At 62.4% G+C, this 23,363-nt stretch carries 25 protein-coding genes; 20 read left to right on the forward strand and 5 right to left on the reverse strand.

From position 1 onward, the window contains the following. Window positions 1-12 precede the first annotated feature (12 nt). Entirely contained in the window at window positions 13-1,011 is a 999-nt protein-coding gene (locus KHO30_RS26995; protein WP_200651369.1) for an NAD(P)H-dependent glycerol-3-phosphate dehydrogenase, read from the forward strand. A 95-nt stretch (window positions 1,012-1,106) separates the two neighbouring features. Then, window positions 1,107-1,655 (forward strand): O-acetyl-ADP-ribose deacetylase, encoded by a 549-nt coding sequence (locus KHO30_RS27000; RefSeq protein WP_211702872.1) that lies wholly within the window; start codon window positions 1,107-1,109, stop codon window positions 1,653-1,655. On the opposite strand, the gene trmL is transcribed toward KHO30_RS27000, so the two are convergent. Together trmL and KHO30_RS27010 are read right to left on the reverse strand one after the other, a co-directional pair. Next, window positions 1,628-2,098: a tRNA (uridine(34)/cytosine(34)/5-carboxymethylaminomethyluridine(34)-2'-O)-methyltransferase TrmL gene (trmL, locus tag KHO30_RS27005; protein WP_211702873.1), complete on the reverse strand. Its 471-nt coding sequence runs from the start codon at window positions 2,096-2,098 to the stop codon at window positions 1,628-1,630. The two genes, KHO30_RS27000 and trmL, sit on opposite strands and share 28 nt — an antisense overlap. An 18-nt stretch (window positions 2,099-2,116) precedes the next feature. Then, window positions 2,117-2,911 (reverse strand): ComF family protein, encoded by a 795-nt coding sequence (locus KHO30_RS27010; protein WP_211702874.1) that lies wholly within the window; start codon window positions 2,909-2,911, stop codon window positions 2,117-2,119. 84 nt (window positions 2,912-2,995) lie between these two features. Here KHO30_RS27010 and KHO30_RS27015 point away from each other — a divergent pair, with 84 nt between their 5' ends. The 8 genes from KHO30_RS27015 to KHO30_RS27050 all read left to right on the forward strand — a co-directional run bounded on the left by KHO30_RS27015 (window position 2,996) and on the right by KHO30_RS27050 (window position 10,239). Beyond that, the gene (locus tag KHO30_RS27015; RefSeq protein ID WP_211702875.1) at window positions 2,996-3,961 is read left to right on the forward strand and encodes a methyltransferase domain-containing protein; all 966 of its coding nucleotides are present in this window, start codon (window positions 2,996-2,998) and stop codon (window positions 3,959-3,961) included. Window positions 3,962-4,275: 314 nt separating this feature from the next. Then, entirely contained in the window at window positions 4,276-4,749 is a 474-nt protein-coding gene (locus KHO30_RS27020) for a DUF2244 domain-containing protein (protein WP_063494650.1), read from the forward strand. A gap of 66 nt (window positions 4,750-4,815) precedes the next feature. Beyond that, window positions 4,816-6,432, forward strand: a complete 1,617-nt coding sequence (coxB, locus tag KHO30_RS27025; protein WP_200651371.1) for a cytochrome c oxidase subunit II — start codon at window positions 4,816-4,818, stop codon at window positions 6,430-6,432. A gap of 44 nt (window positions 6,433-6,476) precedes the next feature. After that, window positions 6,477-8,090 carry a cytochrome c oxidase subunit I gene (gene ctaD / locus KHO30_RS27030; protein ID WP_093643755.1) on the forward strand — a complete coding sequence of 538 codons (1,614 nt, stop codon included), beginning with the start codon at window positions 6,477-6,479 and terminating at the stop codon, window positions 8,088-8,090. A 117-nt stretch (window positions 8,091-8,207) separates the two neighbouring features. After that, the gene (locus tag KHO30_RS27035; protein ID WP_093643753.1) at window positions 8,208-8,342 is read left to right on the forward strand and encodes a cytochrome oxidase small assembly protein; all 135 of its coding nucleotides are present in this window, start codon (window positions 8,208-8,210) and stop codon (window positions 8,340-8,342) included. A gap of 49 nt (window positions 8,343-8,391) precedes the next feature. Continuing rightward, window positions 8,392-9,006 carry a cytochrome c oxidase assembly protein gene (locus KHO30_RS27040; protein ID WP_093643751.1) on the forward strand — a complete coding sequence of 205 codons (615 nt, stop codon included), beginning with the start codon at window positions 8,392-8,394 and terminating at the stop codon, window positions 9,004-9,006. Window positions 9,007-9,040: 34 nt separating this feature from the next. Further along, complete coding sequence (locus KHO30_RS27045; protein ID WP_093643748.1) at window positions 9,041-9,250, forward strand: DUF2970 domain-containing protein; 210 nt, start codon at window positions 9,041-9,043, stop codon at window positions 9,248-9,250. Window positions 9,251-9,381: 131 nt separating this feature from the next. Then, complete coding sequence (locus KHO30_RS27050) at window positions 9,382-10,239, forward strand: cytochrome c oxidase subunit 3 (RefSeq protein ID WP_093643746.1); 858 nt, start codon at window positions 9,382-9,384, stop codon at window positions 10,237-10,239. A gap of 185 nt (window positions 10,240-10,424) precedes the next feature. Here KHO30_RS27050 and KHO30_RS27055 read toward each other — a convergent pair whose 3' ends face one another. Next, window positions 10,425-10,634, reverse strand: coding sequence for a twin transmembrane helix small protein (locus KHO30_RS27055; protein ID WP_007179452.1), 210 nt, complete (start codon window positions 10,632-10,634; stop codon window positions 10,425-10,427). Between the two features lie 114 nt (window positions 10,635-10,748). Between KHO30_RS27055 and KHO30_RS27060 the strand changes: the two genes are divergently transcribed. The 5 genes from KHO30_RS27060 (at window position 10,749) to KHO30_RS27080 (ending at window position 14,877) form a co-directional block, all read left to right on the forward strand. Then, window positions 10,749-11,465, forward strand: a complete 717-nt coding sequence (locus KHO30_RS27060; RefSeq protein WP_211702876.1) for an SURF1 family protein — start codon at window positions 10,749-10,751, stop codon at window positions 11,463-11,465. Between the two features lie 70 nt (window positions 11,466-11,535). Further along, window positions 11,536-12,198, forward strand: coding sequence for an SCO family protein (locus KHO30_RS27065; protein ID WP_200651374.1), 663 nt, complete (start codon window positions 11,536-11,538; stop codon window positions 12,196-12,198). A gap of 22 nt (window positions 12,199-12,220) precedes the next feature. Further along, window positions 12,221-13,330 (forward strand): COX15/CtaA family protein, encoded by a 1,110-nt coding sequence (locus KHO30_RS27070; RefSeq protein WP_211702877.1) that lies wholly within the window; start codon window positions 12,221-12,223, stop codon window positions 13,328-13,330. Between the two features lie 6 nt (window positions 13,331-13,336). Continuing rightward, window positions 13,337-14,242: a heme o synthase gene (gene cyoE / locus KHO30_RS27075; RefSeq protein WP_054035767.1), complete on the forward strand. Its 906-nt coding sequence runs from the start codon at window positions 13,337-13,339 to the stop codon at window positions 14,240-14,242. A 5-nt stretch (window positions 14,243-14,247) separates the two neighbouring features. Further along, window positions 14,248-14,877, forward strand: a complete 630-nt coding sequence (locus KHO30_RS27080) for an SCO family protein (RefSeq protein ID WP_211702878.1) — start codon at window positions 14,248-14,250, stop codon at window positions 14,875-14,877. Between the two features lie 74 nt (window positions 14,878-14,951). Here KHO30_RS27080 and KHO30_RS27085 read toward each other — a convergent pair whose 3' ends face one another. Next, window positions 14,952-15,242, reverse strand: a complete 291-nt coding sequence (locus tag KHO30_RS27085) for a YciI family protein (RefSeq protein WP_211702879.1) — start codon at window positions 15,240-15,242, stop codon at window positions 14,952-14,954. 298 nt (window positions 15,243-15,540) lie between these two features. Between KHO30_RS27085 and KHO30_RS27090 the strand changes: the two genes are divergently transcribed. Beyond that, on the forward strand, window positions 15,541-16,353 hold the full coding sequence (locus KHO30_RS27090; protein WP_093643784.1) for a MetQ/NlpA family ABC transporter substrate-binding protein: 813 nt from the start codon (window positions 15,541-15,543) through the stop codon (window positions 16,351-16,353). A gap of 94 nt (window positions 16,354-16,447) precedes the next feature. Here the strand turns inward: KHO30_RS27090 and KHO30_RS27095 are convergent, their stop codons facing one another. Beyond that, the gene (locus KHO30_RS27095) at window positions 16,448-17,374 is read right to left on the reverse strand and encodes a bifunctional helix-turn-helix transcriptional regulator/GNAT family N-acetyltransferase (protein ID WP_093643734.1); all 927 of its coding nucleotides are present in this window, start codon (window positions 17,372-17,374) and stop codon (window positions 16,448-16,450) included. A gap of 374 nt (window positions 17,375-17,748) precedes the next feature. Between KHO30_RS27095 and KHO30_RS27100 the strand changes: the two genes are divergently transcribed. From KHO30_RS27100 to ptsP, 4 genes are all read left to right on the forward strand, one after another. Continuing rightward, window positions 17,749-18,483 (forward strand): GntR family transcriptional regulator, encoded by a 735-nt coding sequence (locus KHO30_RS27100; protein ID WP_054035773.1) that lies wholly within the window; start codon window positions 17,749-17,751, stop codon window positions 18,481-18,483. Between the two features lie 88 nt (window positions 18,484-18,571). Next, window positions 18,572-19,675, forward strand: a complete 1,104-nt coding sequence (nagA, locus tag KHO30_RS27105; protein WP_093643731.1) for an N-acetylglucosamine-6-phosphate deacetylase — start codon at window positions 18,572-18,574, stop codon at window positions 19,673-19,675. Next, window positions 19,668-20,675, forward strand: coding sequence for an SIS domain-containing protein (locus tag KHO30_RS27110; RefSeq protein ID WP_211703058.1), 1,008 nt, complete (start codon window positions 19,668-19,670; stop codon window positions 20,673-20,675). Before nagA ends, KHO30_RS27110 begins: the two co-directional genes overlap by 8 nt. A gap of 38 nt (window positions 20,676-20,713) precedes the next feature. After that, window positions 20,714-23,278, forward strand: coding sequence for a phosphoenolpyruvate--protein phosphotransferase (ptsP, locus tag KHO30_RS27115; protein ID WP_211702880.1), 2,565 nt, complete (start codon window positions 20,714-20,716; stop codon window positions 23,276-23,278). The last annotated feature ends 85 nt before the right edge of the window (window positions 23,279-23,363 follow it).

The raw sequence follows: 23,363 nt of genomic DNA on the forward strand, positions 1-23,363 counted from the left end.
TCGGTGCCGGCTATGAAGGTTGCTGTCCTCGGCGCCGGCGCATGGGGCACAGCCCTCGCCGGACATCTGGCCGCACGGCACGACACGGTGCTGTGGGCGCGTGAACCCGCGCTCATCGCCGATCTCTCCGCTTCGCACGAAAACGCCCGCTATCTGGCGGGCGTTGCGTTGCCGGCGTCCCTTCGCTATGAAGCCGATCTGAACGCAGCGCTCGACCACGCGCTCGCCGACGACGCGTTATGCGTCGTGGCGACGCCCGTCGCCGGTCTGCGGGGTTTGTTCCGGGCGATGCACGACGCGGGCAAAGTGCCGGCGCATGTGGTGTGGTTGTGCAAAGGATTCGAAGCCGACTCGCAGTTGTTGCCGCATCAGGTGGTCGCGGCTGAATTGCCGGGGCATGGCAGTAACGGCGTGCTGTCGGGTCCGAGTTTCGCTCGTGAAGTCGGGCAGGGCTTGCCGGTCGCGTTGACGATCGCGAGCACGTCGGCGACATGCCGGGAGCGCACGGTTGCCGCGTTTCATCATGGCGCCATGCGCATCTATACCGGCGATGACATTGTCGGCGTGGAAGTAGGCGGTGCGGTGAAGAACGTGCTGGCGATTGCCACGGGTATTGCCGATGGCCTCGGCCTCGGTCTGAATGCACGCGCGGCGTTGATTACACGTGGTCTCGCTGAAATGTCGCGCCTCGGCGTGACGCTCGGCGGACGGGCGGAGACGTTCACCGGTTTGACCGGGCTGGGCGATCTGATCCTGACCGCCACGGGTGATCTCTCACGCAATCGCACGGTCGGCGTTCAGCTCGCCGCGGGCCGTACGCTCGACGACATCCTCGGCGGCCTCGGTCACGTGGCCGAAGGTGTGCGTTGTGCGCAAGCTGTGTTGGCAATCGCTCGCGCTCATGCAATCGAGATGCCGATCACGCAGGCAGTCTGTGCTGTGCTGTTCGACGGCGTAGCGCCCCGCGACGCCGTCAGCGCCTTGCTGCGGCGCGATTCGAAAGCAGAATAAGTCTTGTCTTTCAGCCGTTTAGCGCGAAAAGCGCTGAACGGCTGCCCGCCATCGCTGTCCACGTTTTATCGACGCTTCGGACCAGCGAGGTTCTCATGCCCAGTTTTAACAATTGCACGCTAGAAGCGCGCGTGGTCGACATCACGACACTCGCCGTGGATGCGATCGTCAATGCCGCGAATACTTCGTTGCTAGGCGGGGGCGGCGTGGACGGCGCGATTCACCGCGCGGCCGGCAAGGAATTGCTGCGTGAGTGCGAAACGCTCGGCGGCTGCGCAACCGGTGATGCGAAAATCACCCGTGGCTACCAGTTACGGGCCAAACACGTGATCCATGCGGTCGGCCCGGTCTGGCAGGGTGGTGTGCGCGGCGAGGCGGACCTGCTTGCCTCCTGTTATCAACGCTCACTCGAAGTCGCGCATCAGGCGCATTGCACGAGCATTGCATTCCCCGCGATTAGTTGCGGCATCTACCATTTTCCTGCCAACGAAGCCGTGCAGATCGCCGTGGGCGCTGTGCTTGAAACTTTGCCACGCACCCCGAAAATCGAGCACGTGGTGTTCGCCTGTTTCGACGAAGCCATGCTCGCGCGCTACGAAGCCGAATTGAAGCGCCGTCAGGCGCCGCCGTCGAAGCCGGTCTGACGCCACGCTTCGAACACCACGACAGCGACCGTATTCGACAGATTCAGGCTGCGGTTGCCCGGCCGCATCGGCAGACGCACGCGTTGTTCATTGGCGAATTGGTCGAGCACGGTGTCAGGCAGGCCGCGCGTTTCGGCGCCGAATACGAACCAGTCGCCGGATTGAAACGCATGCTCGTGAAACCGGCCCGAGCCACGGGTGGTGAAGGCGAACATCCGCGCCGGATCGGGCGTTTCCTTGGCGACGAACGTAGCCCAATCGGCATGCACGTTCATCTGCGCATACTCGTGATAGTCGAGACCGGCGCGACGCAACTTGGCGTCGTCGAGCGGAAAGCCGAGCGGCTCGATCAGATGCAGCCGCGCGCCGGTGTTGGCGCACAGGCGGATAACGTTGCCGGTGTTCGGCGGGATTTCGGGTTCGACGAGAACGACATTGAACATGATGGCTTCTGATAGAGACTAGTTTTTCGGCGTACGCAGCGCGACGAAGTTGGTGACGCGCCGCGCACCGGCAGCTTTGAGCGTACGCGCCAGCGCTTCGAGGGTCGCGCCGGTCGTCATGACATCGTCGACGATGCCGACATGCAGACCTTGTACCGGTCTGGCGACTTTGAATGCGCGGCCCACGTTCAAGCGGCGCGCGTCCAGGTCGAGTCGCGATTGCGGCGCGGTGTGGATCACACGATGCAGCAAGGTGGCGTCGCTGCGCAGATTCAGCGCGCGGGCCAGGGGCCTCGCAATCTGCCAGGCCTGGTTGTAGCCGCGCTCAGTAAGACGTTTGTTGGCCAGCGGCACAGGCGCGAGCACATCGGGCTTGTCCGTCGCGTCCACCCATGAATCCCCTGCGAGCCGCGCAAGGCGTTGCGCAAACTCGCGCGCCAGCATCAGCCGGGCACGGAATTTCAGCCCGAGCGCCAAGGCATCGAGCGGCTGGCGGTAATCGGCAAGAGCAAAGGTCGCCTCGAACGGCGGCGGCTCGCCGATGCAATCCGCACAGCGATATTGCGCGTGGCCCGCCCAGCGCGTTCCGGACAAAGGGACCGCGCACATCGTGCAGCGCAATCTGGCTTCGTTCCAGTACGCCTCGTCACAACCAGCACACAGCGTTTTATGCGACAAATTGCCGCACAGTGCGCACAGGTTCGGCAACGCAGCGTGCATCACATGCGGCCACGCCGAATATAAGCCGCGCGTGAAGCGTGCAAAAAGTGCGTTCGAGCTGCCGGGAGACGAGGAATTTTTTCGGAATGGCATGATTGGACCGCCCGTAAAGGCCTTTCACGCTGAATGGACGGAAGCGAACGAGTATACTTCGTGCTCTACGCCAGTACGACACCCATGCCCCCAACTACGTCTCAATCTGGCCGTCCGGCCTATGATTCCCGGCGCCTCAGGCAAATTTTCGACCGCCGTGCGGCGACCTTCGACCAGGTCGCGTTCCTGCCGCGCGAAATCGCGCAGCGCATGCGCGAACGCCTCGACTACATCAAGGTTGCGCCGTCGAGCGTGCTCGACGCCGGTTGCGGTGCGGGCGAAGACATCCCCGGATTGCGCGAACGCTTCCCCGAGGCGCCGGTGTTCGGCACCGACCTGTCGCACGGAATGCTCAGCCGCGCGCTGCATCACGATTCCGGCGACACGAGCTGGCGGCGCTTTTTGCCGGCCACGCTCGGCAAGGCACTCGGCGCCCGTGGTCCGCGTTTCGCGCAGGCCGACTTCTCGGCGCTGCCGTTCGCGGCCGGCGCCTTCGAATTCATCTGGTCCAATCTCGCTCTCCACTGGCACTCGCGGCCCGATCTCGTGTTTCCCGAGTGGCAACGCGTGCTGAAAGTGAACGGCCTGCTGATGTTCAGCACGCTCGGCCCCGATTCGCTGAAGGAATTGCGCGGCGCTTACGCCGAGGTCGAGGCCGCCCATGGCGTCGTGTCCCGCAAGCACGTGATCGACTTTGTCGACATGCATGACCTCGGAGACATGTTGGTCGAGAGCGGTTTCGAGATTCCGGTGATGGATCAGGAAACACTCACCATTACATATAAGTCGCCCGAGTCGCTGCTCGCGGATGTGCGCCGTTGGGGCGCCTATCCGTTCGAGCGCGAGAGCACCTCGAATGCTGTCGCGCGTAGGCTGCACAAGGCTTTGCTGGCGGCGCTCGAAGCCCGCCGGCGTGCCGACGGCACGATCGCGCTGACCTTCGAAGTGATCTACGGCCACGCCTGGAAAGCCGTGCCGCGCACCACGGCCGAAGGGCATGGGATCGTGCGGCTCGAGGATATCGGACGAGGCTCGTCGAGGAATCGGTGAGGAATCAACGAAGCGGTAAAGAGGACATCTGTTATGTCTGAAATTACCGCTTCAAAAGACGCGCGAAAGCTGCGTCAAAACGGCGCGGAGGCTTGTCGCACCGGGCTTGTGAGCCGATTGAGGCTTGCTTGTGGATGCCATGGATCGCGCCTATAATGCGTCAGTTTGTCGCCCGGAGTTCCCACATTTGGGGCGGCAGGCCCGAGGCATAGGGCTGCAACATGAAGTGACGCGGCAGTAATCAAGTGGCTGGATTCTGCGGTCGCAAGCAATGGCCGCAGGCGGTGATTGGAGACGGTCGGCGGGAGGCAGCGATGGAAGCATCAGATCTGCTGGCGGATTCAGAACCAGTTCTCAAAGACTGGACGATGAAGCGCAACTGTTCGATATCACCGCGGCAGTTTGTATGTTTCTACGTGTCGCTTGCGTTGTTCTCGTTGGCAATTGCTTTCATGCTGGTTCTGGTCGGCGCCTGGCTGGTGTTGCCGTTCACCGGTATTGAATTGCTGGCGGTGGGCATCGCGTTTGCCATATATGCGCGTCATGCTGTCGATTACGAGCGCGTCCGGCTGTTTCAGAACCGGCTCGTGATCGAGCAGGTCAGCGCCGAGCGGCTCACGCAGTTCGAATTCAATCCGCGCTGGGTGCGGATCGAACCGGGCGCAACGCCGCGTGACCAGATCAAACTGGTCTCGCGCGGACAGACGATCATGATCGGGCAACATCTCGCGCAGTATCGGCGCGCGCAGTTCGCAGGCGAATTGCGCATGTGGCTCACGCGTTGTTAGACGTGTTGAGACGCGCGGCGTTCACGGGGAGCGCGAGACAGCCTGCCAGCGGGGTCGAGGGTTTGAATGGAAATTTTGGGTAAGGAAGCTATGAAAACAATCAAGCGAGCCCTCATGGGCGTGCTGGCGATGAGCGGACTGCTTTTCGCCGGGGCGGCCCTGGCAGTGGGCGATGTTCCGGGCGGCCCTGCCGTCAACGAGATCAATCTCCAGCCGCCGGCGACGAAAATCGCTGAGGAGCTCTACAGCCTCCACACGTTCATGCTGATCCTGTGCACGGTGATCTTCGTCGGCGTGTTCGCAGTGATGTTCTATTCGATGTTTGCGCACCGCAAATCGAAAGGCCATAAAGCTTCCCATTTCCACGAAAGCACTACCGTCGAAATCATCTGGACGATCGTCCCGTTCGTCATCGTCGTGCTGATGGCGCTCCCCGCCACCAAGACCGTCGTCGCGATGAAGGACACCACGAACGCCGACGTCACCATCAAGGTCACGGGCTACCAGTGGAAGTGGGGCTACGACTACGTGAAGGGTCCGGGTGAGGGCATCAGCTTCCTGTCCACGCTGGCCACGCCGCGTGCGCAAACCGATGGCCGCGAGCCGATTTCCACCACGTACCTGCAGGAAGTCGACAATCCGCTCGTCGTCCCGGTCGACAAGAAAATCCGCATCATCACCACCGCGAACGACGTGGTCCACTCCTGGTACGTGCCGGCATTCGGCGTGAAGCAGGATGCGATTCCGGGTTTTGTGCGCGACACGTGGTTCAAGGCTGACAAGACCGGCACCTTCCGCGGCTTCTGTACGGAACTGTGCGGCAAAGAACACGCGTTCATGCCGGTGGTGGTCGAAGTGCTGTCGGCAGACGACTACGCGAAGTGGGTCGATACGCAGAAGAAGAAAATGGCCGCCGGCCAGGACGATCCGAACAAGACCTACACCATGGCTGAGCTGATGGAGCGCGGCGGCAAGGTGTACGCAGCGAACTGCGCGGTCTGCCACCAGCCGACCGGTAAGGGTGCAGGTGCATTCCCGGCGCTGGACGGCAGCAAGATCGCCAACGGCCCGATCGCCGAGCACGTGAGCCTGGTGCTGAAGGGCAAGAACGCGATGCCTTCGTGGGCGCCGACGCTTAACGACGTCGAAATCGCTTCGGTCATCACGTACGAACGTAATTCGTGGGGCAACCACACCGGCGACATTCTCCAGCCGAAGCAGATTCTGGACGCCCGTAACGGCAAGTTGCCGGAAGGCGGCGATCATCTGGCCAGCGCAGGCGCAGCAGCTAGCGGCGCAGAAGCAGCTTCGGGCGCAGCGTCTGCCTCTGGTGCAGAAGCCGCTTCGGCCGCCTCGGACACCACGGCTGCACTCCCGGCAAGCATCTACTTCGACACCGGCAAGAGCACGCTGCCGGCCGACGCGAAAGCGGCGGTCGACGCGGCCGCGGCCTACGCGAAAGCACACCCGGACGCCAAGTTCACGCTGTCGGGCTTCACCGACGCCACCGGCTCTGCCGAAGTCAACGCGAAGCTCGCGAAGACTCGTGCCGAAGCCGTGCGCGACGCGCTGAAAGCAGCCGGCATTGCCGAAGACCACATTATTTTGAAGAAGCCGGAAACGATCACGGGCGGCAGCGACGCAAAAGAAGCCCGGCGTGTCCAGATCAGCCCGGCTGCCTGACGTGTTCATGGTCAGCACCGCAGTATTCGCATTAGGAGATTGTCATGTCTAGCATCGGACACGATGTAACCGCGGGCCACGAGCACGTGCACGGCGACCATGCTCACGAAACGCCGCATGGCTGGCGTCGTTGGCTGTTCGCAACCAATCACAAGGACATCGGTACGCTGTACCTGATCTTCTCGTTCACCATGTTCCTCTCCGGGGGCGTGATGGCGCTGATGATCCGTGCCGAACTGTTCGAGCCGGGTCTGCAGATCATGCGCCCCGAGTTCTTTAACCAGTTGACCACCATGCACGGCCTGATCATGGTGTTCGGCGCGATCATGCCGGCCTTCGTCGGCTTCGCGAACTGGATGGTGCCGCTGCAGATCGGCGCATCGGACATGGCTTTTGCGCGGATGAACAACTTCAGCTTCTGGCTGCTGCCGGTGGCTGCGGTGTTGCTGGTCGGCTCGTTCTTCGCACCCGGCGGCGCGACCGCCGCGGGCTGGACGCTGTACGCACCGTTGTCGACGCAGATGGGCCCGGGCATGGACTTCGCGATTTTCGCAGTCCACTTGATGGGTGCTTCGTCGATCATGGGCGGGATCAACATCGTTGTGACGATCCTGAACATGCGCGCGCCCGGCCTCACGCTGATGAAGATGCCGATGTTCGTCTGGACGTGGCTGATCACCGCGTACCTGCTGATTGCCGTGATGCCGGTTCTGGCAGGCGCGATCACCATGGTGCTGTTCGATCGCCACTTCGGCACGTCGTTCTTCAACGCGGCAGGTGGCGGCGACCCGGTCATGTACCAGCACATCTTCTGGTTCTTCGGGCACCCCGAGGTGTACATCATGATCTTGCCGGCGTTCGGGATCGTGTCGCAGGTGATCCCGGCGTTCTCGCGCAAGCCGCTGTTCGGCTATAGCTCGATGGTTTACGCAACCTCGTCGATCGCGATTCTGTCGTTCATGGTCTGGGCGCACCACATGTTCGCAACCGGCATGCCGGTGACGGGCCAGCTGTTCTTCATGTACGCGACGATGCTGATCGCCGTGCCGACGGGTGTGAAGGTGTTCAACTGGGTCGCGACGATGTGGCGCGGTTCGCTGTCCTTCGAAACGCCTATGCTGTTCGCGGTCGGCTTCCTGATCGTGTTCACGTTCGGCGGTCTGTCGGGCCTGATGCTGGCAATGGCGCCGCTCGACATCCAGTATCACGGGACCTATTTCGTGGTGGCGCACTTCCACTACGTGCTAGTGGCGGGTTCTCTCTTCGCGTTGTTCTCCGGGTGGTACTACTGGTCGCCGAAGTGGACCGGCTGGATGTACAACGAAACGCGCGGCAAGATCCACTTCTGGGCGTCGATGTTCTTCTTCAACCTCGCGTTCCTGCCGATGCACTTTGTCGGTCTCGCGGGTATGCCGCGTCGCTACGCTGACTACCCGGCACAGTTCACCGACTGGAACCAGGTCATCTCGATCGGCGCGTTCGGCTTCGGTCTGGCGCAGGTGTACTTCCTGTTCGCAGTTGCACTGCCGGCCTACCGTGGCGGTGGCGAGCACGAGAAAGCGGGCGACAAGCCGTGGGACGGCGCAACGGGCCTCGAATGGACCGTGCCGAGCCCGGCTCCGTTCCACACGTTCGAAAACCCGCCGACCGTCGAGTAATCGGCGTTCAGCGAGCTTGCCGGTTCTGGCGGCGTGGTGTCAGTCGCCGCCAGAACCGGGCAGCCATGCGAGCAGTGGTGGCACCCTGTAGTGACGAAAGTATTCAGAAAGTCGAGCATGACGCGCAATCCTCAAGAAAGACGTACGCCCGAGCAGGTTCGCGCGGGCAACCGGCGGATCGGTATCGTGATGTTTGTCATCGCCGCGGCTTTTTTTGCGAGCGTCATCATTCATCAGAAGTGGTTCCCCTGACGCGGTACGCGGGTGTTCGAGTCTGTGTGCAGGATTGTTGAGGATTGAGATGTCGACGCAACCGCCGGCCCAGGCCGATCGCTCTTTTAACCGTTCGATGCTGATCAAGCTGTTCATCGTCGCGTTGATGATGTTCGGTTTTGGTTTTGCGCTGGTGCCGATGTACCGCGCGATCTGTCAGATCACCGGCATCAACAACCTCGTGCAGCGTGATGCTACGGTGCGTGAGGCGAAGAATACGCAGGTCGACATGAGTCGCACGATTTCGATCGAACTCGATGCGAACGCGCGCGGTCCGCTCGGTTTCAAGCCAGAGCAACGTAGTCTCGACGTGCATCCGGGCGAAGTGACGACAGTGATGTACGAGGTCAGCAACGAACAGGCGCGCACGATTCAGGCGCAGGCCATTCCGAGCTACGCGCCGAAGCAGGCAACCGAGTACTTCAAGAAGATCGAGTGTTTTTGCTTTACGCAGCAGACGTTGACTGCGAACCAGACGAAGCGGTTGCCGGTGGTGTTTGTCGTCGACCCGAAGTTGCCGAAGGATGTGAAAACGATCACGTTGTCGTACACGTTCTTTGAGTTGAATACGCCGGCAGCGGCGACGGCCGGGAGCGCAGCACCCACGGCCAACACGGCGGCGACCACCGCCAACCCCGCCTGACGGCGCTGGCCGCAGGCGAAGGAAGAAGACGTTAATGAGCGATAACCACGGCAGCCCACGCAAGAGCAGTTTCGGCCAGTCGATGAAAGCCGTGTTCTGGTCGTTTTTCGGGGTGCGCAAGCGTCGTGATCTGGAAGCGGACGCAACTCAGTTGAACCCGCTGCATGTGCTTGCAGCAGCGCTGATCAGCGTCGCTATCCTGATCGGAGTGCTGATCCTGATCGTGCACGCCGTAGTAGGTTGAGCCGGCAGACACACAAGTCGTACCGGGCGAAGCAGAGCCCACGAATTAGAGAGAAGCGGTGCGGTATCGACGCGCCGCCGAAGATACAGCCGGAGATTCCGGAACAACTGGACTGAAGTGGAGAATCAAGAATGAGCGGTCAAAACGAGAGCCCGTACTATTTCGTACCGCATCCGTCGCGGCATCCGATCAGCGCCGCGGTCGGATTGCTGGTCATGCTCGGATCGCTTGCGGCCTGGATCAACGAACATGAACTGGCGCCGATCGGCGTCGTCGTCGGCTTGCTGTGGCTGCTCTATACCTTGTGGCACTGGTTCGGCGACGCGATCGCCGAGTCGGAAGGCGGCATGTACGGCAAGAATGTCGACAAGTCGTACCGCTGGAGCATGAGCTGGTTCATCTTCTCCGAAGTGATGTTCTTCGGCGCTTTCTTCGGCGCGTTGTTCTATGCACGTGAAATCGCGCTGCATCAGCTCGGCAGCCTCGACTACAAGCTGATCTGGCCGGATTTCTCGGCGGTGTGGCCGAACAACGGTCCGGCAGCGCTGGTCTCGACCTTCAAGTCGATGCAGCCGTGGCCGGTGCCGACTATCAACACGGCGCTGCTGCTGTCGTCGGGCGCTACGTTGACGGTTTCGCACCACGCGCTGCGTGAAGATCATCGCAAGAAGGCGATCATCTGGCTGGCGGCTACGCTGGTGCTCGGGGTCTGCTTCCTGTTCCTGCAAGGCTTCGAGTATTTCCACGCGTACAACGAACTGAACCTGACGCTGGCTTCAGGCGTGTATGGTTCGACGTTCTTCCTGCTGACGGGCTTCCACGGTTTCCACGTGTTCCTCGGCGGTACGATGCTGGCCGTGGTGCTGGCGCGGATGATTCGCGGCCACTTCACCGCGGAGCATCACTTCGCATTCGAAGGCGCCGCCTGGTACTGGCACTTTGTGGACGTCGTGTGGCTTGGGCTGTACGTCGTCGTGTACTGGCTGTAACGCAGTCTGGTCTGCATACGTACTGAAAACCGAGTGGTTTCCGGAACGTGTGCAGGTCGTTCGCGCATCGCCCATCAAGGGCGCAGCGCACGAGCAGTACGCAAGTCATGGAGCGCCGCCCTCGACCCTGTCAGGGCGGCGTTTTGTTTGGTGGGTTTAGTGGCGCGAAGCTTTTTTCGCTGAGCTCAACGCCCGTAAGGAATACCGGTCGACTGAATCCAGCCCATCCAGTGAGCGAACAGGATGAACAGGAACAGCGAGATCGACAGACCCACCCGCGTGGCGAGCGACCAGACCATCCGCTTGGTTTTGCCCTTGTCATGCATCATGAAGTAAAGCGCGGACACCATGCTGGCGATGATCAGGACGAAGGCGATGGGAACGAGAATGTGCATGGAACCAACTGAAACCGGGAAGCGCAGAGGCAAGACGTTTATTATCGCACCGCGCGTCAGCGTCTGCCGTACGTTCAGGACGCCGTCGCATGCGCCGGTGCCGGAGTGTGTTCGATGAAGTTTCGCCTCGTTCCCGCGCTGCTGATTCTGCTGGTGATTGCAGTGACGGTGCGGCTTGGCTTCTGGCAGCGCGACCGTGCGCATCAGAAGGAAGCACTCGAAGCCCAGATCACGCAGTTCGAAGACGCGCCCGCGCGGCCTGTGAGCGCTACGCCGGTTGCACTCAAGGACATCGAATTCCATCGCGTGAAGGCGCGTGGGAGTTTCGTCGCGGACAAAGTCGTCTATCTGGATAATCGCCCGTATAACGATCAGCCGGGTTTTTACGTCGTGATGCCTTTTAAACTGGCCGACGGCGGTTACGTGCTGGTCAATCGCGGCTGGCTGCCGCGCAACATGAACAATCGCGAAACCATCGCGCCGTACATCACGCCGCAAGGCGAGATCGAAATTGAAGGCATTGCGCGTGCAGATGCATCGCGCGCTTTCGAGTTGGGGCAGGGCGGATCAGCCGCGCATCAGAAGATCCGTCAGAATCTGGATACGGCGGCCTACGCCGCGGAAACCGGGCTGCCGCTGCAATCGTTCGTGATCCAGCAATTGAGCGACGACGGTGACAAGCTGGTGCGCGACTGGCCGGCGCCGACCACCGGCGTTGAAACCAACTACGGCTACATGTTCCAGTGGTGGGGCATGGCGGCCGCGGCTCTGGTCTTCGGTTTGTACGCCGCGCGCCGCGCCGCGAAGAAAGAGCACGCTCCGAGCGTGTAACGCATCGCCTGCGGTTTCGTGCCCTGAGAGAAGAGCTCGAAGCCGCGCAATCATTGAAAGAGGTCCTGTAGTGTCGACGCAATCTCCCCGTTCGCCGCAAGCCGGCAAACCCGCAGCTCCGAAAGTGATGGCAGATCAACCCAATGGCGCGGGATCGTGGAAGCGCGGCCGCTGGATGCTGCTATTGCTGGCGATCATCTGTGCAGCACCGATAGCCGTGTCGTATTTCGTCTATTACGTGGTCAAGCCGGCCGGCGGCAGCACGAACTACGGCGCGCTGATCGAACCGCAGCGGCCGATTCCCGAATCGATCGTCGTGACGGGTGAAGACGGCAAGCCGCTCAAGCTCGCGTCGTTGCGCGGCCACTGGCTGATGATCTCCGTCGACAACAGCGCGTGCGACAAAGCGTGCGCCACCAAGCTGTACTTCATGCGACAAATCCGCGCAGCTCAGGGCCCGGAACGCGAGCGCGTCGTCGAAGTGTGGCTGCGCACCGATGCAGGCAACGTCTCCGACGTGATACAAAAGGCCTATCCCGACACCGACATGCTGATCGCCAACCCGGCGCAGGTGTCCGCATGGCTGCCGACCGATACCGGCACCCAGCTCACCGACCACATCTACCTGGTCGATCCGAATGGCAATCTGATGATGCGTTTTCCGAAAGATCCGAACCCCAGCAAGATCAAGGGTGACCTGACCAAGCTGCTCAAGTGGTCGAGGATCGGCTGACGCCGCAACCAGGGTAAGAAAGATGTTCGTACTGCAACTGGCCCTGATCGGCTTGTGTATCGCGTTGCTGCCGTTGTCCTATGTATGGGTCAAGGCCGACGACAACAAATTCCGCAAGCTGGTGTGGCTCACCACTTTTCTGACGCTGGACCTGGTGATGTTCGGCGGCTTCACGCGTCTCACCGATTCTGGTCTCGGCTGCCCGGACTGGCCTGGTTGCTATGGCACGTCGTCGCCGTTCATCGCGCACGCCGCGATTACCGCCGCGCATCAATTGATGCCAACCGGACCGGTCAGCATGACGAAGGCCTGGATCGAGATGATTCACCGTTACTTCGCGATGGCGATCGGCGTGCTGATCATCGCGCAGACGTTGATTGCGTGGACGGCTCGCATCAAGCGCCGTCCGCTGCATGTGTCGCCGTGGTGGCCGACTTCGCTGCTGCTGCTGATTCTCGTGCAGGGCGCGTTCGGCGCATGGACCGTGACCATGAAGTTGCAACCGATCATCGTGACGACCCATTTGCTGCTCGGCCTCGCATTGCTCGGCACGCTCGGCTGGCTGGCCGCGCGCCAAACGCCATTGCCGGCCTACGAGCCCGAAGCCGCGCGCTGGCGAGCGGCGGCGATCGCCGGTCTCGTACTGCTGGTGGTGCAGATTGCGTTGGGCGGCTGGGTCAGCACGAACTACGCGGTGCTCGCGTGCACGGACTTCCCGACCTGCAACGGCCAATGGGTCCCGACGATGGATTTCGCGCACGGCTTTCACCTGTGGCGCGCGCTCGGTATGACCGGTGACGGCGACATGATCACGCAAGATGCGCTGGTCGCGATTCACTGGACCCACCGCACGTTCGCGATCGTCGTGGTCGCCTATCTGGTGTGGTTTGCGCTGAAACTGCGCCGATTCGATTCGCTGAGGCGGCCGGCAAACGGCGTGTTGCTGGTGGTGCTGATCCAGTTCATCACCGGTCTGTCGAACATCGTCCTGCAATGGCCGTTGCCCATTGCGGTCGCGCATAACGGGGGCGCCGCGATCCTGCTGCTTCTACTCGTTATGTTAAACTTTCGGATCGCTTATAGCCGTCCCGGCCGCGCCGTGTTGCCTGCGCGCGATGCCGCGCCAGCGTGACCCCACATGGACAGCACAACTCTCTCCCAAACGCCCGGTAGCCGGGTCTCCCAGTACATCGCCCTGACGAAGCCGCGCGTCACGCAGCTCGCTGTGTTTTGCGCAGTCATCGGCATGTTTCTGTCGACGCCCGGCATGGTGCCGTGGACCGTCCTGATCGGCGGCACGGTTGGCATCTGGCTGCTGGCCGGTGCGGCGTTCGCCATCAATTGCCTGATGGAACAGAAGATCGACGCGAAGATGCGTCGCACGTCGTGGCGGCCGTCCGCGCGCGGCGAAATCACCACCCCGCAAATTCTGCTGTTTTCGGCCGTGCTCGGCGGGCTCGGCATGTGGACGCTCTACACGTTCGCTAATCCGCTGACCATGTGGCTCACGCTTGCCACCTTCGTCGGCTACGCGGTTATCTATACGCTGCTGCTCAAACCGGCCACGCCGCAGAATATCGTGATCGGCGGCGCGTCCGGCGCGATGCCACCGGCGCTCGGTTGGGCCGCCGTCACCGGTCACGTGCCGGGCGACGCATGGATTCTCGTGCTGATCATTTTCGTGTGGACGCCGCCGCATTTCTGGGCGCTCGCACTGTATCGCCGCAAAGACTACGAAAACGCCGGTCTGCCGATGCTGCCGAACACACACGGCGAAAAGTACACGCGCCTGCATATTCTGCTGTACACGGTGATTCTGTTCGCGGTCACGATGATGCCGTTCATCTCCGGTATGAGCGGCGTGGTGTACCTCGCGGCGGCCGTGTTGCTCGGCGCCGTGTTCCTCGCGTATGCGTGGAAGATCTATCGGGACTACTCCGACGATCTGGCGCGCAAGACCTTCCGTTATTCGATCGTTTATCTGTCGCTGCTCTTCGCCGCGCTGTTGATCGACCACTATGCGCGCGTCGTGATCGGCGCGTAACACCCATGCTTACACAACGCATTGTGCGCACGGCGCGTGCCGCCGCGCGTGTCACCGTGATCGCTTGCGCACTCGGCGGCGCGTTGCTGGTGGCCGGCTGCGGCAAGCAGCCGCCGGCGTTCCAGAACCTCGACATCACCGGCAACATGCAATTCGGGAGCGATTTCTCGCTGCCCGACACGACCGGCCAAGTCCGCACAATGGCGGATTACAAGGGCAAGGTCGTGGTGCTGTTCTTCGGCTATACGCATTGCCCGGACGTCTGCCCGACCACGATGGCTGAGCTTTCGCAAGCGTTGCAGCAACTCGGCCCGGAAGACGCGAAGCGCGTGCAGGTGCTGTTCGTCACCGTCGATCCGGACCGCGACACGCCGACTCTGCTCGGGCAATACGTGCCGGCGTTCAATCCGACGTTCGTCGGCTTGCGTCCGGCGGACCAGGCGCAGCTCACCAAGATCACGAAAGACTTCCGCGTCTACTACGCGAAAGTGCCGGGCAAGACAGCTGATAGCTACACGATGGACCACACGGCAGCAAGCTATGTATTCGACCCGGACGGCAAGCTGCGTTTATTCGCGCGTGACGGCCAGGGCGCTACGCCGTGGGTGCACGATATCAAGCTGCTGCTCGATTAATGCGTTGATGCATTGATGCAGACGGGCGCGTGCATCTGCCGCGCGCCCATATTCAATTTCCTTCGCAGTTATCCTCAAGCCGGCATCGGCAAATTCATTCCCGGCGCGAGGCGCGTCGCCTTGAACTCCGTCACTTCGTAACGCGCGAGCTTCTGTTCGGCGAACGGGTCGCTGGCGAGAATCTCATCCAGCTTATCGCGCTCGATGCGCACCGCCAGAATGATGCCGCCGTCGCGCGGCACCTTCGGTCCGGCGGCCACAAATACGCCTGCTTCGAACTGTTGTGTCAGAAACGCGCGATGTGCTTCGAGTGCGTCGTCGACGCGGTCGAGGGGGGCGGTGTAGATGAGATTGATGACGTACATGAGCGTTCTCGTAAGCGAACAAGTGGGCCGCGTGGGTTTGCGGGCAATGACCTTCGATTATCTGTCAGCAGCTAATTCGTTGCGCGCGACCTACGGAGCTTAGTGCCTCGCTCCGGCTACGGTGAGTGTGTTTCACATCTACAGCGCCATTGCAGGTGCATAACCATATGCGATCGTGATATTTCCCATCTCGCCGGGCGTATGAGACCATTTACGGTCCAGTTGGCGGCGCGTTCACAAGATGCCTGCCGCCGGCTTCCACCCGAATCTGACATCGATCAGAAAAAGCGAGAATTAGATGCAGCGCAGAAATATCCTCAAAGCCCTCTCGGCAGTAGTCGCCAGCGCGGCGATCGTCACCAGCTTCGGCGCACACGCCGACGACAAGGTCATCAAGGTCGGCACCATCGGCGGCCCGGATGCGCAAATCTGGGAAGTCGTCACGAAAGTGGCGAAGCGCGAAGGCCTGAATGTGAAGGTCGTCGAATTCAACGACTACGTGCAGCCGAACGCCGCGCTCGATGCCGGCGATCTGGATGCCAACAGCTTCCAGCACCAGCCGTACCTCGACAGCCAGGTCAAGCAACGTGGCTACAAGATCGTCAATGCGGGCCTGACGTACATTTCGCCGCTCGGTATCTATTCGAAGAAGCTGAAGTCGCTGAAGGATCTGGCGCAGGGCGCGAAGATCGCGGTGCCGAACGATCCGTCGAACGAGAACCGCGCGCTGCTGCTGTTGCAGACGCAAGGCGTGATCAAGCTGAAGGCCGGCGCGGGCACGAACGGCAATAACGCCACGGCGCTCGACGTCGCCGAGAATCCGAAGAAGATCAAGCTGCTCGAACTCGACGCGGCACAACTGCCGCGCTCGCTGTCGGATGTCGACGCGGCCGCGATCAACACGAACTTCGCGCTGGCCGCTGGTCTGCAGCCGACCAAAGACGCGATCGCGCTCGAAGATATTCACAGCCCGTACGCGAACCTGATCGCCGTGCGCACGCAGGACAAGGACAAGCCTTGGGTCAAGAAGCTGGTCGCGGCTTACCAGTCGGAAGACGTGCGCCAGTTCATCAAGACGCAGTTCAAGGGTTCGGTGGTGCCGTCGTTCTAAGCGACACCCGTCAACCTGCTTCGCAAAGCAAAAACGCCACGGTGACAAACCGTGGCGTTTTTTTTGTCCGTGCGTCGCGCATTCGTTGGCAGGACTACAACTCCAACTCCCACCGTTCGATCATCAGATCCTTGCCGAAGCGCCGTTCCTCCGTCGTGCAGACGAGCTGGAAGCCGGCGCGCTCGCATAGCCGACGCGGCTCATTGAGCGTGCTGGCCGTGGTCAGCGTGAGTTTTGTGTACCCTGCGCGTCGCGCGAAGCGCACGCATTCGTTCATCAATTGCGTGCCGATGCCAAGACGCTGCACGTCTGGCTCCACCCACAAGAGCCGCGCGCCCGCCACGGTCGTCGAGATTCCGACGATGCACACCGAGCCGACCACCATGCCGTCCTGATCGGCAACCCAGCACATCTCGCGCACGGGATCGTTGCGCTGCGAGTAATCGGCGACGACGCGCGCGAGCAGCCCTTCGAACGACTGATCCCAGCCGTATTGCGCAGCGAACCACTGCGCCTGCCGATGCACGAGCCAGCCGCACTCGCCGGCGCGTGGCTGCCGAAGGGTCACGAGTTCATGCTGCGGCTTGCTGTCGAGCAGGCGCTCGATCACCTTCATCGCGGCGATCAGATGTTCCTGGGAAAGCGCGGTGAGGCCGTTCAGCAGCGCCGTTACTTCGTCGATCGCCGCCGTATCGAGCGGCGCGTAGGCCGCGTGGCCGTTGTCGGTGAGGGCGATCAACGATTGGCGCGCGTCCGTGTCGGACGGGCGCCGCGTAATCAGGTTGCGTCGTTCGAAACTGGTCAGAAGGCGGCTGAGGTAGCCGCTATCGAGGCCGAGGTTGCGCCCGAGCACCGAGGCTGTCTGCGCGCGTCCGCGGGACAGTTCGTGTAGAACGCGTACTTCCGTCAGCGAGAAGGCACTCTTTGCCAGATGCTCGTGCAGAGCGCCGATGAGCTGGGTATAGAAGCGGTTGAAATGGCGGACGGCCTGAGCGCGCCGCAGCGCCTCGGAATCTGTCAAATGCTGCTCCCCGGGGGAATTTTTTTGGCTAACTACGCATCACTATATTGGAACGGAACCCATTAAAAAAGCCGCGCTGCCACGGAGCGTCCCTAAGTGGTATCAGAAAGGTATGGATTTTAGGGCGTCTATCCGGCCGGGAAGAGAACCACTATGGACCACCTGGATGCCGTCCGGCATCCCGAATACGGGTAAATCCCGATCCCTGTAAACCGCTCTCCGGGGCGCTCAAATCACCCGCTGACGCTTATACAGCAAGGCTTTCCGCTAGTTCATACCAGCATGGGACCAGTTGATTGACTGGTATTATGTTGGTTATATAATGGGCTCTCATTTTCGTAGGCCGCATTCTTCTCGACGACCGCCGGAGCCCCATGGAAACTCGCTGGTCCGCACTGATGCCTGACGCTCGCAACGTCACGCCGCTCTATCTGCAGCTCGCGCGCAATCTGGCGACGGCGATCCACTGCGGCGTGTGGTCGGCGGGTGAAGCGCTGCCTTCGGAGCGCACGCTTTCGGATGCGATCGGCGTGTCGCGCATCACCGCGCGCAAGGCGATCGAGCTGCTGGTCGAACAAGGCTTGATCCGGCGGGCGCGTGGCGCAGGGAGCTTCATCACGCCGCGCGTCGAAGACCCGCTGTCGCGGCTCACCGGTTTCACGAAGAAGATGCAGCAACGCGGGTTCCGGCCGGATTCGGTGTGGCTCGAGCGCGATATCCGCGCCGCCAACCGTGATGAGCTGGTGCACCTCGGTCTGTCGCCCGGCGCGGCGGTGACGAGCCTGCGGCGTCTGCGGCGCGCGGATGGCATCGTGATGGCGGTCGAGCATTCGGCGCTGCCCGCGGCGATCGTGCCTGATCCGCTGGCCATCGGCGTGTCGCTTTATAGCTATCTCGAACAACGTGGCGCTGCCGTCGTGCGCGCCTTGCAGCACTTTCGCGCGGTCAATGCTTCGAGCGAAATCGCCTCGTTGATGGATATCGAACCGCGCTCGGCGCTGCTGGTCATTACCCGTATCGGGTATAGCGCGGACCAGCGTGCGATCGAACTGACCGACACGTATTGCCGCGACGATTACTACGACTTTGTCGCTGAATTGCGCACCTGATTGGCGCGCCTGAGCGGGCAGCCGTCACGTGCGGCATAGCCGAACGCAATTCAGTCACACCCCGCATTACGCCTCACCAGAGAGACTCATGCTGACCGGAAACATACTCACCACCGATGGGTGGATTCACGGCACGCTCGAATACGAAAACGGCCGCATCACGGCACTGACCGGCGAACGCGTCGATCCGGCGAAGAATGACGCGCCGTACATCCTGCCAGGCTTCATCGATCTGCACGTGCATGGCGGCGGCGGCTCCGACGTGATGGAAGGCGGCGACGCGATCGAAACGATCAGCCGCACCCATGCGCGTCACGGTACGACCAGCCTGCTCGCCACCACGATGACTGCGCCGCGCGACGAGCTGATGAATGTCGTCGCCGGTCTGGGCAACAACGCGCGCATTCGCACGCCAGGCGGGTCGCGTGTGCTCGGCGTGCATCTGGAAGGTCCGTACATCAACCCCGGCAAGCTCGGCGCGCAACCAGACGCGGCCGTATCGGCCGTGATGGACGAAGTGCTGAAGTATCTGTCGATCGCGCCGATTCGCGTGGTCACACTGGCGCCGGAAATCGCCGGCCACATGGAGATCATCTCCGAGATGGCGGCGCGCGGCGTGCGCGTGCAGCTCGGCCATTCGCTCGGCACCTACGACGACGCCGTCGCCGCACTCAAGCACGGCGCCTGCGGCTTCACGCATCTGTTCAACGCGATGTCGCCGCTGCATCACCGCAATCCCGGCCTCGTCGGCGCCGCGCTCGCGCACGCCGAATTCGCCGAAATCATTCCCGACTTGCTGCACGTCCATCCGGGCGCGATCCGCGCCGCCTTGCGCGCGATTCCGCGTCTTTACGTTGTGACGGACAGCACCTCGGCGACCGGCATGCCCGACGGCGAATACCGCCTCGGCAGCCAGCATGTGACGAAGTGCCTCGGCGGCGTGCGTCTCGCCGACGGCACGCTCGCCGGCAGCACGCTGACGATGGATCAGGCGCTGCGCAATCTCGTATCGATCGGCTTGCCGATCGCCGATGTTTCAAACCGTTTGTCGCGCTACGCCGCCGACTACCTCGGCATCGAAGACCGCGGCCGCATCGCGCGCGGTGCGTGGGCCGATGTGGTCGTGTTCGATCGTGAACTGGCGTTGACCGCGACATACGTCGAAGGAGAATCAATTGTCGAATATGCTTAAAGAGGCGCTGGCGTCCGCTGAAACGGTCGCCGCGCAGCTCAGGGATACCTCGCGCGTGGAAGCATTGGCGGCGAAGCTCGCCCAGCAACCGCGCCATGTTGCGCTGACAGTCGCGCGCGGCAGCTCGGACCATGCGGCGAGCTACTTCGCGAGCCTGACGATGAGCCGCCTCGGTGTACCGGTTGCCTCGCTGCCGATGTCGGTCGCGACGCTCCAGCAAGCGCCGCTGCAAGTGCGCGATCAGCTCGCGCTGGCGTTCTCGCAGTCGGGCAAGAGCCCGGACCTGGTCGGCACGATGGAAGCATTGCGCAAGGCCGGCGCGTTGACAGTGGCCGCGGTGAATGCGCCGAACTCGCCGCTGTCGGACGCTTGCGAGTTTCACCTGCCGCTCGTGGCCGGCCCGGAACTGAGCGTCGCGGCGACCAAGAGCTACATCGCCATGCTGTCGATCTCCGCGCAACTGGTCGCTCATTGGCAGAAAGACGAAGCGCTGCTCGGTGCGTTGAACACGCTGCCTGACGCGTTGCAAGCCGCCGGCAAGCTTGATTGGTCGAAGGCTGTGGATGAACTGCGTGGCGTCGAACGCATGATCGTGATTGGCCGCGGTCTGGGCCTTGCGATCGCGCAGGAAGCTGCACTCAAATTGAAAGAGACCTCCGGCATTCAGGCCGAAGCGTTTTCGAGCGCGGAAGTGCGGCACGGTCCAATGGAGTTGATCGACCGCGACTACCCGCTGCTGGTCTTCGCACCGCGTGGTCCCGAACAAGCCGGCTTGCTGCAACTCGCGCGCGACATGCAGACGCGCGGCGCCCGCGTACTGCTCGCCGCGCCGGCCGACGTGCCGGAAGCGACCCTGCCGCTCGCCACCACCGCTCATGCGGCGCTCGATCCGATCGCCGCAATCCTGTCCTTTTATGTGATGGCTGCCGGCCTTGCCGCCGCTCGCGGGCGCAATCCTGACGCGCCACGCCATCTCAACAAAGTCACCGAAACTCACTGACGAGAAATCAGATGCGACGTGTCGAGGAGTCCCGCTTGATGAGCCATTCTGAAGGCCATATTGTTTTGCTCGCGCCGATGACCGGTCCGGTCGTGCCGCTGGCGAACGTGCCCGACCCTGTGTTTTCGGGCGGCATGTTCGGCGACGGCATCGGCATCGATCCGCTCGAGGGGCGACTCGTCGCGCCGTGCGACGGCACCATCACCCATCTCGCCCGCACCGGTCACGCAGTCACGCTTGCGACGGCCGAAGGCGTCGAGATTCTGTTGCACATCGGCATCGATACGGTCGAACTGAATGGCAAGGGCTTTGCGCCGATGGTCGCGCAAGGCGCCCATGTGCGTACCGGCGACATTCTGATCGAATTCGATCAGGACCAGGTCGCGCTGAATGCGCCGAGTCTCGTCTCGGTGATCGCGATTGCCAATTCGGATGCGTTTGAGATTGTCGAGCGTGTGCAGAACGGTATGCTGAAGGCAGGCGAAACGCCGTTGCTGGTGCTGCGCGCTCGCAGCGGCGAAGCGGCAGACGCATCGCGCCAGGCGAGCGCCACCAATGTGACCGAAGAAGCCCGTCAGCAAGTTACGCTGGTCCACGCGGGTGGTCTGCATGCACGGCCGGCGGCGCGTGCTCGCGAAGCGGCGCGTGGTTTCGATGCGCGTGTCGAAGTGCGTTACGAAGGGCGTAAGGCGGCGATCGAGAGCGTGGTTGGTTTGCTCGGTCTTGGCGCGGGCGAAGGTGCGACTGTCGAGTTGCTCGGCGTTGGTCCGCAAGCTCAAGCTGCGATCGAAGCGATTGCACACGAATTGACCCGTGAAGCGCACGGTGAAGTCGAAGAGAAGCCGGCGCGACAAAGTTCGCCAGCGCCGCAAACGGTCGCGCGCGCTGCGGGCGAAACGCTCGCGCCGAATACGCTCGCGGGTGTGTGCGCGTCGCCGGGCGTCGCGGTCGGCAAACTGGTGCGTTGGGACGATGCGGATATTGATCCGCCGGAAAAGGCGAACGGCACGTCGGCGGCAGAGAGCCGGCTGCTCGACAAGGCGATTGCCACCGTCGACGCCGACCTCGGTACGACAGTGCGCGATGCGTCGCAACGCGGGGCGGTGGGCGAGGCGGGTATTTTCGCAGTGCATCGCGTACTGCTCGAAGATCCCACGCTGGTCGATGCCGCGCGCGATCTGATCAGCCTCGGCAAGAGCGCGGGCTTTGCATGGCGCGAAGCGATCCGCGCACAGATCGCCATCCTGACCAATATCGAAGACGCGTTGCTCGCGGAACGTGCTGCCGATTTGCGCGACATTGAAAAGCGTGTGTTGCGTGCGCTCGGTTATACGAACGCCGCGGCACGCACGCTGCCGGAAGAGGCTGTGCTTGCGGCCGAAGAGTTCACACCGTCGGATCTGTCCTCGCTGGATCGCACGCGCGTCACTGCGCTGGTGATGTCGCGTGGCGGCGCCACTTCGCATGCAGCAATCCTCGCGCGTCAGGCCGGCATTCCGGCGCTGGTGGCAGTCGGCGATGCGTTGCACGCGATCCCTGAAGGTACGCAGGTTGTGGTGAACGCCACCACCGGCCGCCTCGAATTCGCGCCGACTGAGCTCGACGTCGAACGCGCGCGTCTTGAGCGCAGCCGCCTCGCCGGTGTGCGCGAAGCGAATCGCCGTACGTCGCAACAGGCGGCCGTGACGTCCGATGGCCGTGCGATCGAAGTCGCCGCGAACATCGCCACGCTCGACGACGCGAAAACCGCCGTCGACAACGGCGCCGATTCCGTCGGCCTGCTGCGCACCGAATTGCTGTTCATTCACCGCGCCTCGGCGCCGACCGTCGACGAACATCGCCAGAGCTATCAGGCCATCGTCGAGGCGTTGAGCGGCCGCACCGCGATCATTCGCACGCTGGACGTCGGCGCGGACAAGGAAGTCGATTACCTGACGCTGCCGCCCGAACCGAATCCGGCGCTCGGCCTGCGCGGCATCCGCCTCGCACAAGTCCGTCCGGATCTGCTCGACGATCAGTTGCGCGGCCTGCTCGCGGTGCAACCGCTCGGCGCCGTACGCATCCTGTTGCCGATGGTGACGGATGTCGGCGAGTTGATCCGCATCCGCAAACGCATCGACGAATTCGCTCGTGAATCGGGCCGTACCGAACCGATCGAAGTCGGCGTGATGATCGAAGTACCGTCGGCCGCGTTGCTCGCCGATCAACTGTCGCAACACGCGGATTTCCTCTCGATCGGCACCAACGATCTGACGCAATACACGCTCGCCATGGACCGTTGCCAGGCCGATCTCGCAGCGCAAGCGGACGGCTTGCATCCTGCGGTGCTGCGCCTGATCGCAGCAACCGTGCAGGGCGCGAACAAGCATGGCAAATGGGTCGGCGTATGCGGCGCACTGGCGGGCGATCCGCTGGCCATGCCGCTCCTCGTCGGCCTCGGCGTGACCGAACTTTCGGTGGATCCGGTGTCGGTGCCGGGCATCAAGGCGCGGGTGCGCAACCTCGATTATCAGCTGTGCCGTCAACGTGCCCAGGATGTCCTGGCGCTCGAATCGGCGCAGGCGGTAAGAGCAGTAAGCCGCGAAACCTGGCCTTTGGACTGAACCCCACACGGTCCGCAACCAGCTTCGCTCAGTAACCACGTAAAGCTAGAACTCAACGACGACTGTCGACAACGAGACAAGGATT

Source organism: Paraburkholderia aspalathi, from assembly GCF_905220735.1.
In the GTDB taxonomy this organism is placed as follows: domain Bacteria; phylum Pseudomonadota; class Gammaproteobacteria; order Burkholderiales; family Burkholderiaceae; genus Paraburkholderia; species Paraburkholderia aspalathi.

What these genes read in the sequence shown, in the direction of transcription:
- KHO30_RS27040 (WP_093643751.1), top strand. Translation starts at nt 8,392, where the DNA reads ATGTCGACGCAACCGCCGGCCCAGGCCGATCGCTCTTTTAACCGTTCG.
- KHO30_RS27085 (WP_211702879.1), bottom strand. Translation starts at nt 15,242, where the DNA reads ATGTACGTCATCAATCTCATCTACACCGCCCCCCTCGACCGCGTCGAC.
- KHO30_RS27015 (WP_211702875.1), top strand. Translation starts at nt 2,996, where the DNA reads ATGCCCCCAACTACGTCTCAATCTGGCCGTCCGGCCTATGATTCCCGG.
- KHO30_RS27045 (WP_093643748.1), top strand. Translation starts at nt 9,041, where the DNA reads ATGAGCGATAACCACGGCAGCCCACGCAAGAGCAGTTTCGGCCAGTCG.
- KHO30_RS27060 (WP_211702876.1), top strand. Translation starts at nt 10,749, where the DNA reads ATGAAGTTTCGCCTCGTTCCCGCGCTGCTGATTCTGCTGGTGATTGCA.
- KHO30_RS27050 (WP_093643746.1), top strand. Translation starts at nt 9,382, where the DNA reads ATGAGCGGTCAAAACGAGAGCCCGTACTATTTCGTACCGCATCCGTCG.
- ctaD (WP_093643755.1), top strand. Translation starts at nt 6,477, where the DNA reads ATGTCTAGCATCGGACACGATGTAACCGCGGGCCACGAGCACGTGCAC.
- trmL (WP_211702873.1), bottom strand. Translation starts at nt 2,098, where the DNA reads ATGTTCAATGTCGTTCTCGTCGAACCCGAAATCCCGCCGAACACCGGC.
- KHO30_RS27035 (WP_093643753.1), top strand. Translation starts at nt 8,208, where the DNA reads ATGACGCGCAATCCTCAAGAAAGACGTACGCCCGAGCAGGTTCGCGCG.
- ptsP (WP_211702880.1), top strand. Translation starts at nt 20,714, where the DNA reads ATGAGCCATTCTGAAGGCCATATTGTTTTGCTCGCGCCGATGACCGGT.
- KHO30_RS27070 (WP_211702877.1), top strand. Translation starts at nt 12,221, where the DNA reads ATGTTCGTACTGCAACTGGCCCTGATCGGCTTGTGTATCGCGTTGCTG.
- cyoE (WP_054035767.1), top strand. Translation starts at nt 13,337, where the DNA reads ATGGACAGCACAACTCTCTCCCAAACGCCCGGTAGCCGGGTCTCCCAG.
- KHO30_RS26995 (WP_200651369.1), top strand. Translation starts at nt 13, where the DNA reads ATGAAGGTTGCTGTCCTCGGCGCCGGCGCATGGGGCACAGCCCTCGCC.
- KHO30_RS27010 (WP_211702874.1), bottom strand. Translation starts at nt 2,911, where the DNA reads ATGCCATTCCGAAAAAATTCCTCGTCTCCCGGCAGCTCGAACGCACTT.
- KHO30_RS27020 (WP_063494650.1), top strand. Translation starts at nt 4,276, where the DNA reads ATGGAAGCATCAGATCTGCTGGCGGATTCAGAACCAGTTCTCAAAGAC.
- KHO30_RS27090 (WP_093643784.1), top strand. Translation starts at nt 15,541, where the DNA reads ATGCAGCGCAGAAATATCCTCAAAGCCCTCTCGGCAGTAGTCGCCAGC.
- nagA (WP_093643731.1), top strand. Translation starts at nt 18,572, where the DNA reads ATGCTGACCGGAAACATACTCACCACCGATGGGTGGATTCACGGCACG.
- KHO30_RS27080 (WP_211702878.1), top strand. Translation starts at nt 14,248, where the DNA reads ATGCTTACACAACGCATTGTGCGCACGGCGCGTGCCGCCGCGCGTGTC.
- KHO30_RS27100 (WP_054035773.1), top strand. Translation starts at nt 17,749, where the DNA reads ATGGAAACTCGCTGGTCCGCACTGATGCCTGACGCTCGCAACGTCACG.
- coxB (WP_200651371.1), top strand. Translation starts at nt 4,816, where the DNA reads ATGGAAATTTTGGGTAAGGAAGCTATGAAAACAATCAAGCGAGCCCTC.
- KHO30_RS27000 (WP_211702872.1), top strand. Translation starts at nt 1,107, where the DNA reads ATGCCCAGTTTTAACAATTGCACGCTAGAAGCGCGCGTGGTCGACATC.
- KHO30_RS27055 (WP_007179452.1), bottom strand. Translation starts at nt 10,634, where the DNA reads ATGCACATTCTCGTTCCCATCGCCTTCGTCCTGATCATCGCCAGCATG.
- KHO30_RS27110 (WP_211703058.1), top strand. Translation starts at nt 19,668, where the DNA reads ATGCTTAAAGAGGCGCTGGCGTCCGCTGAAACGGTCGCCGCGCAGCTC.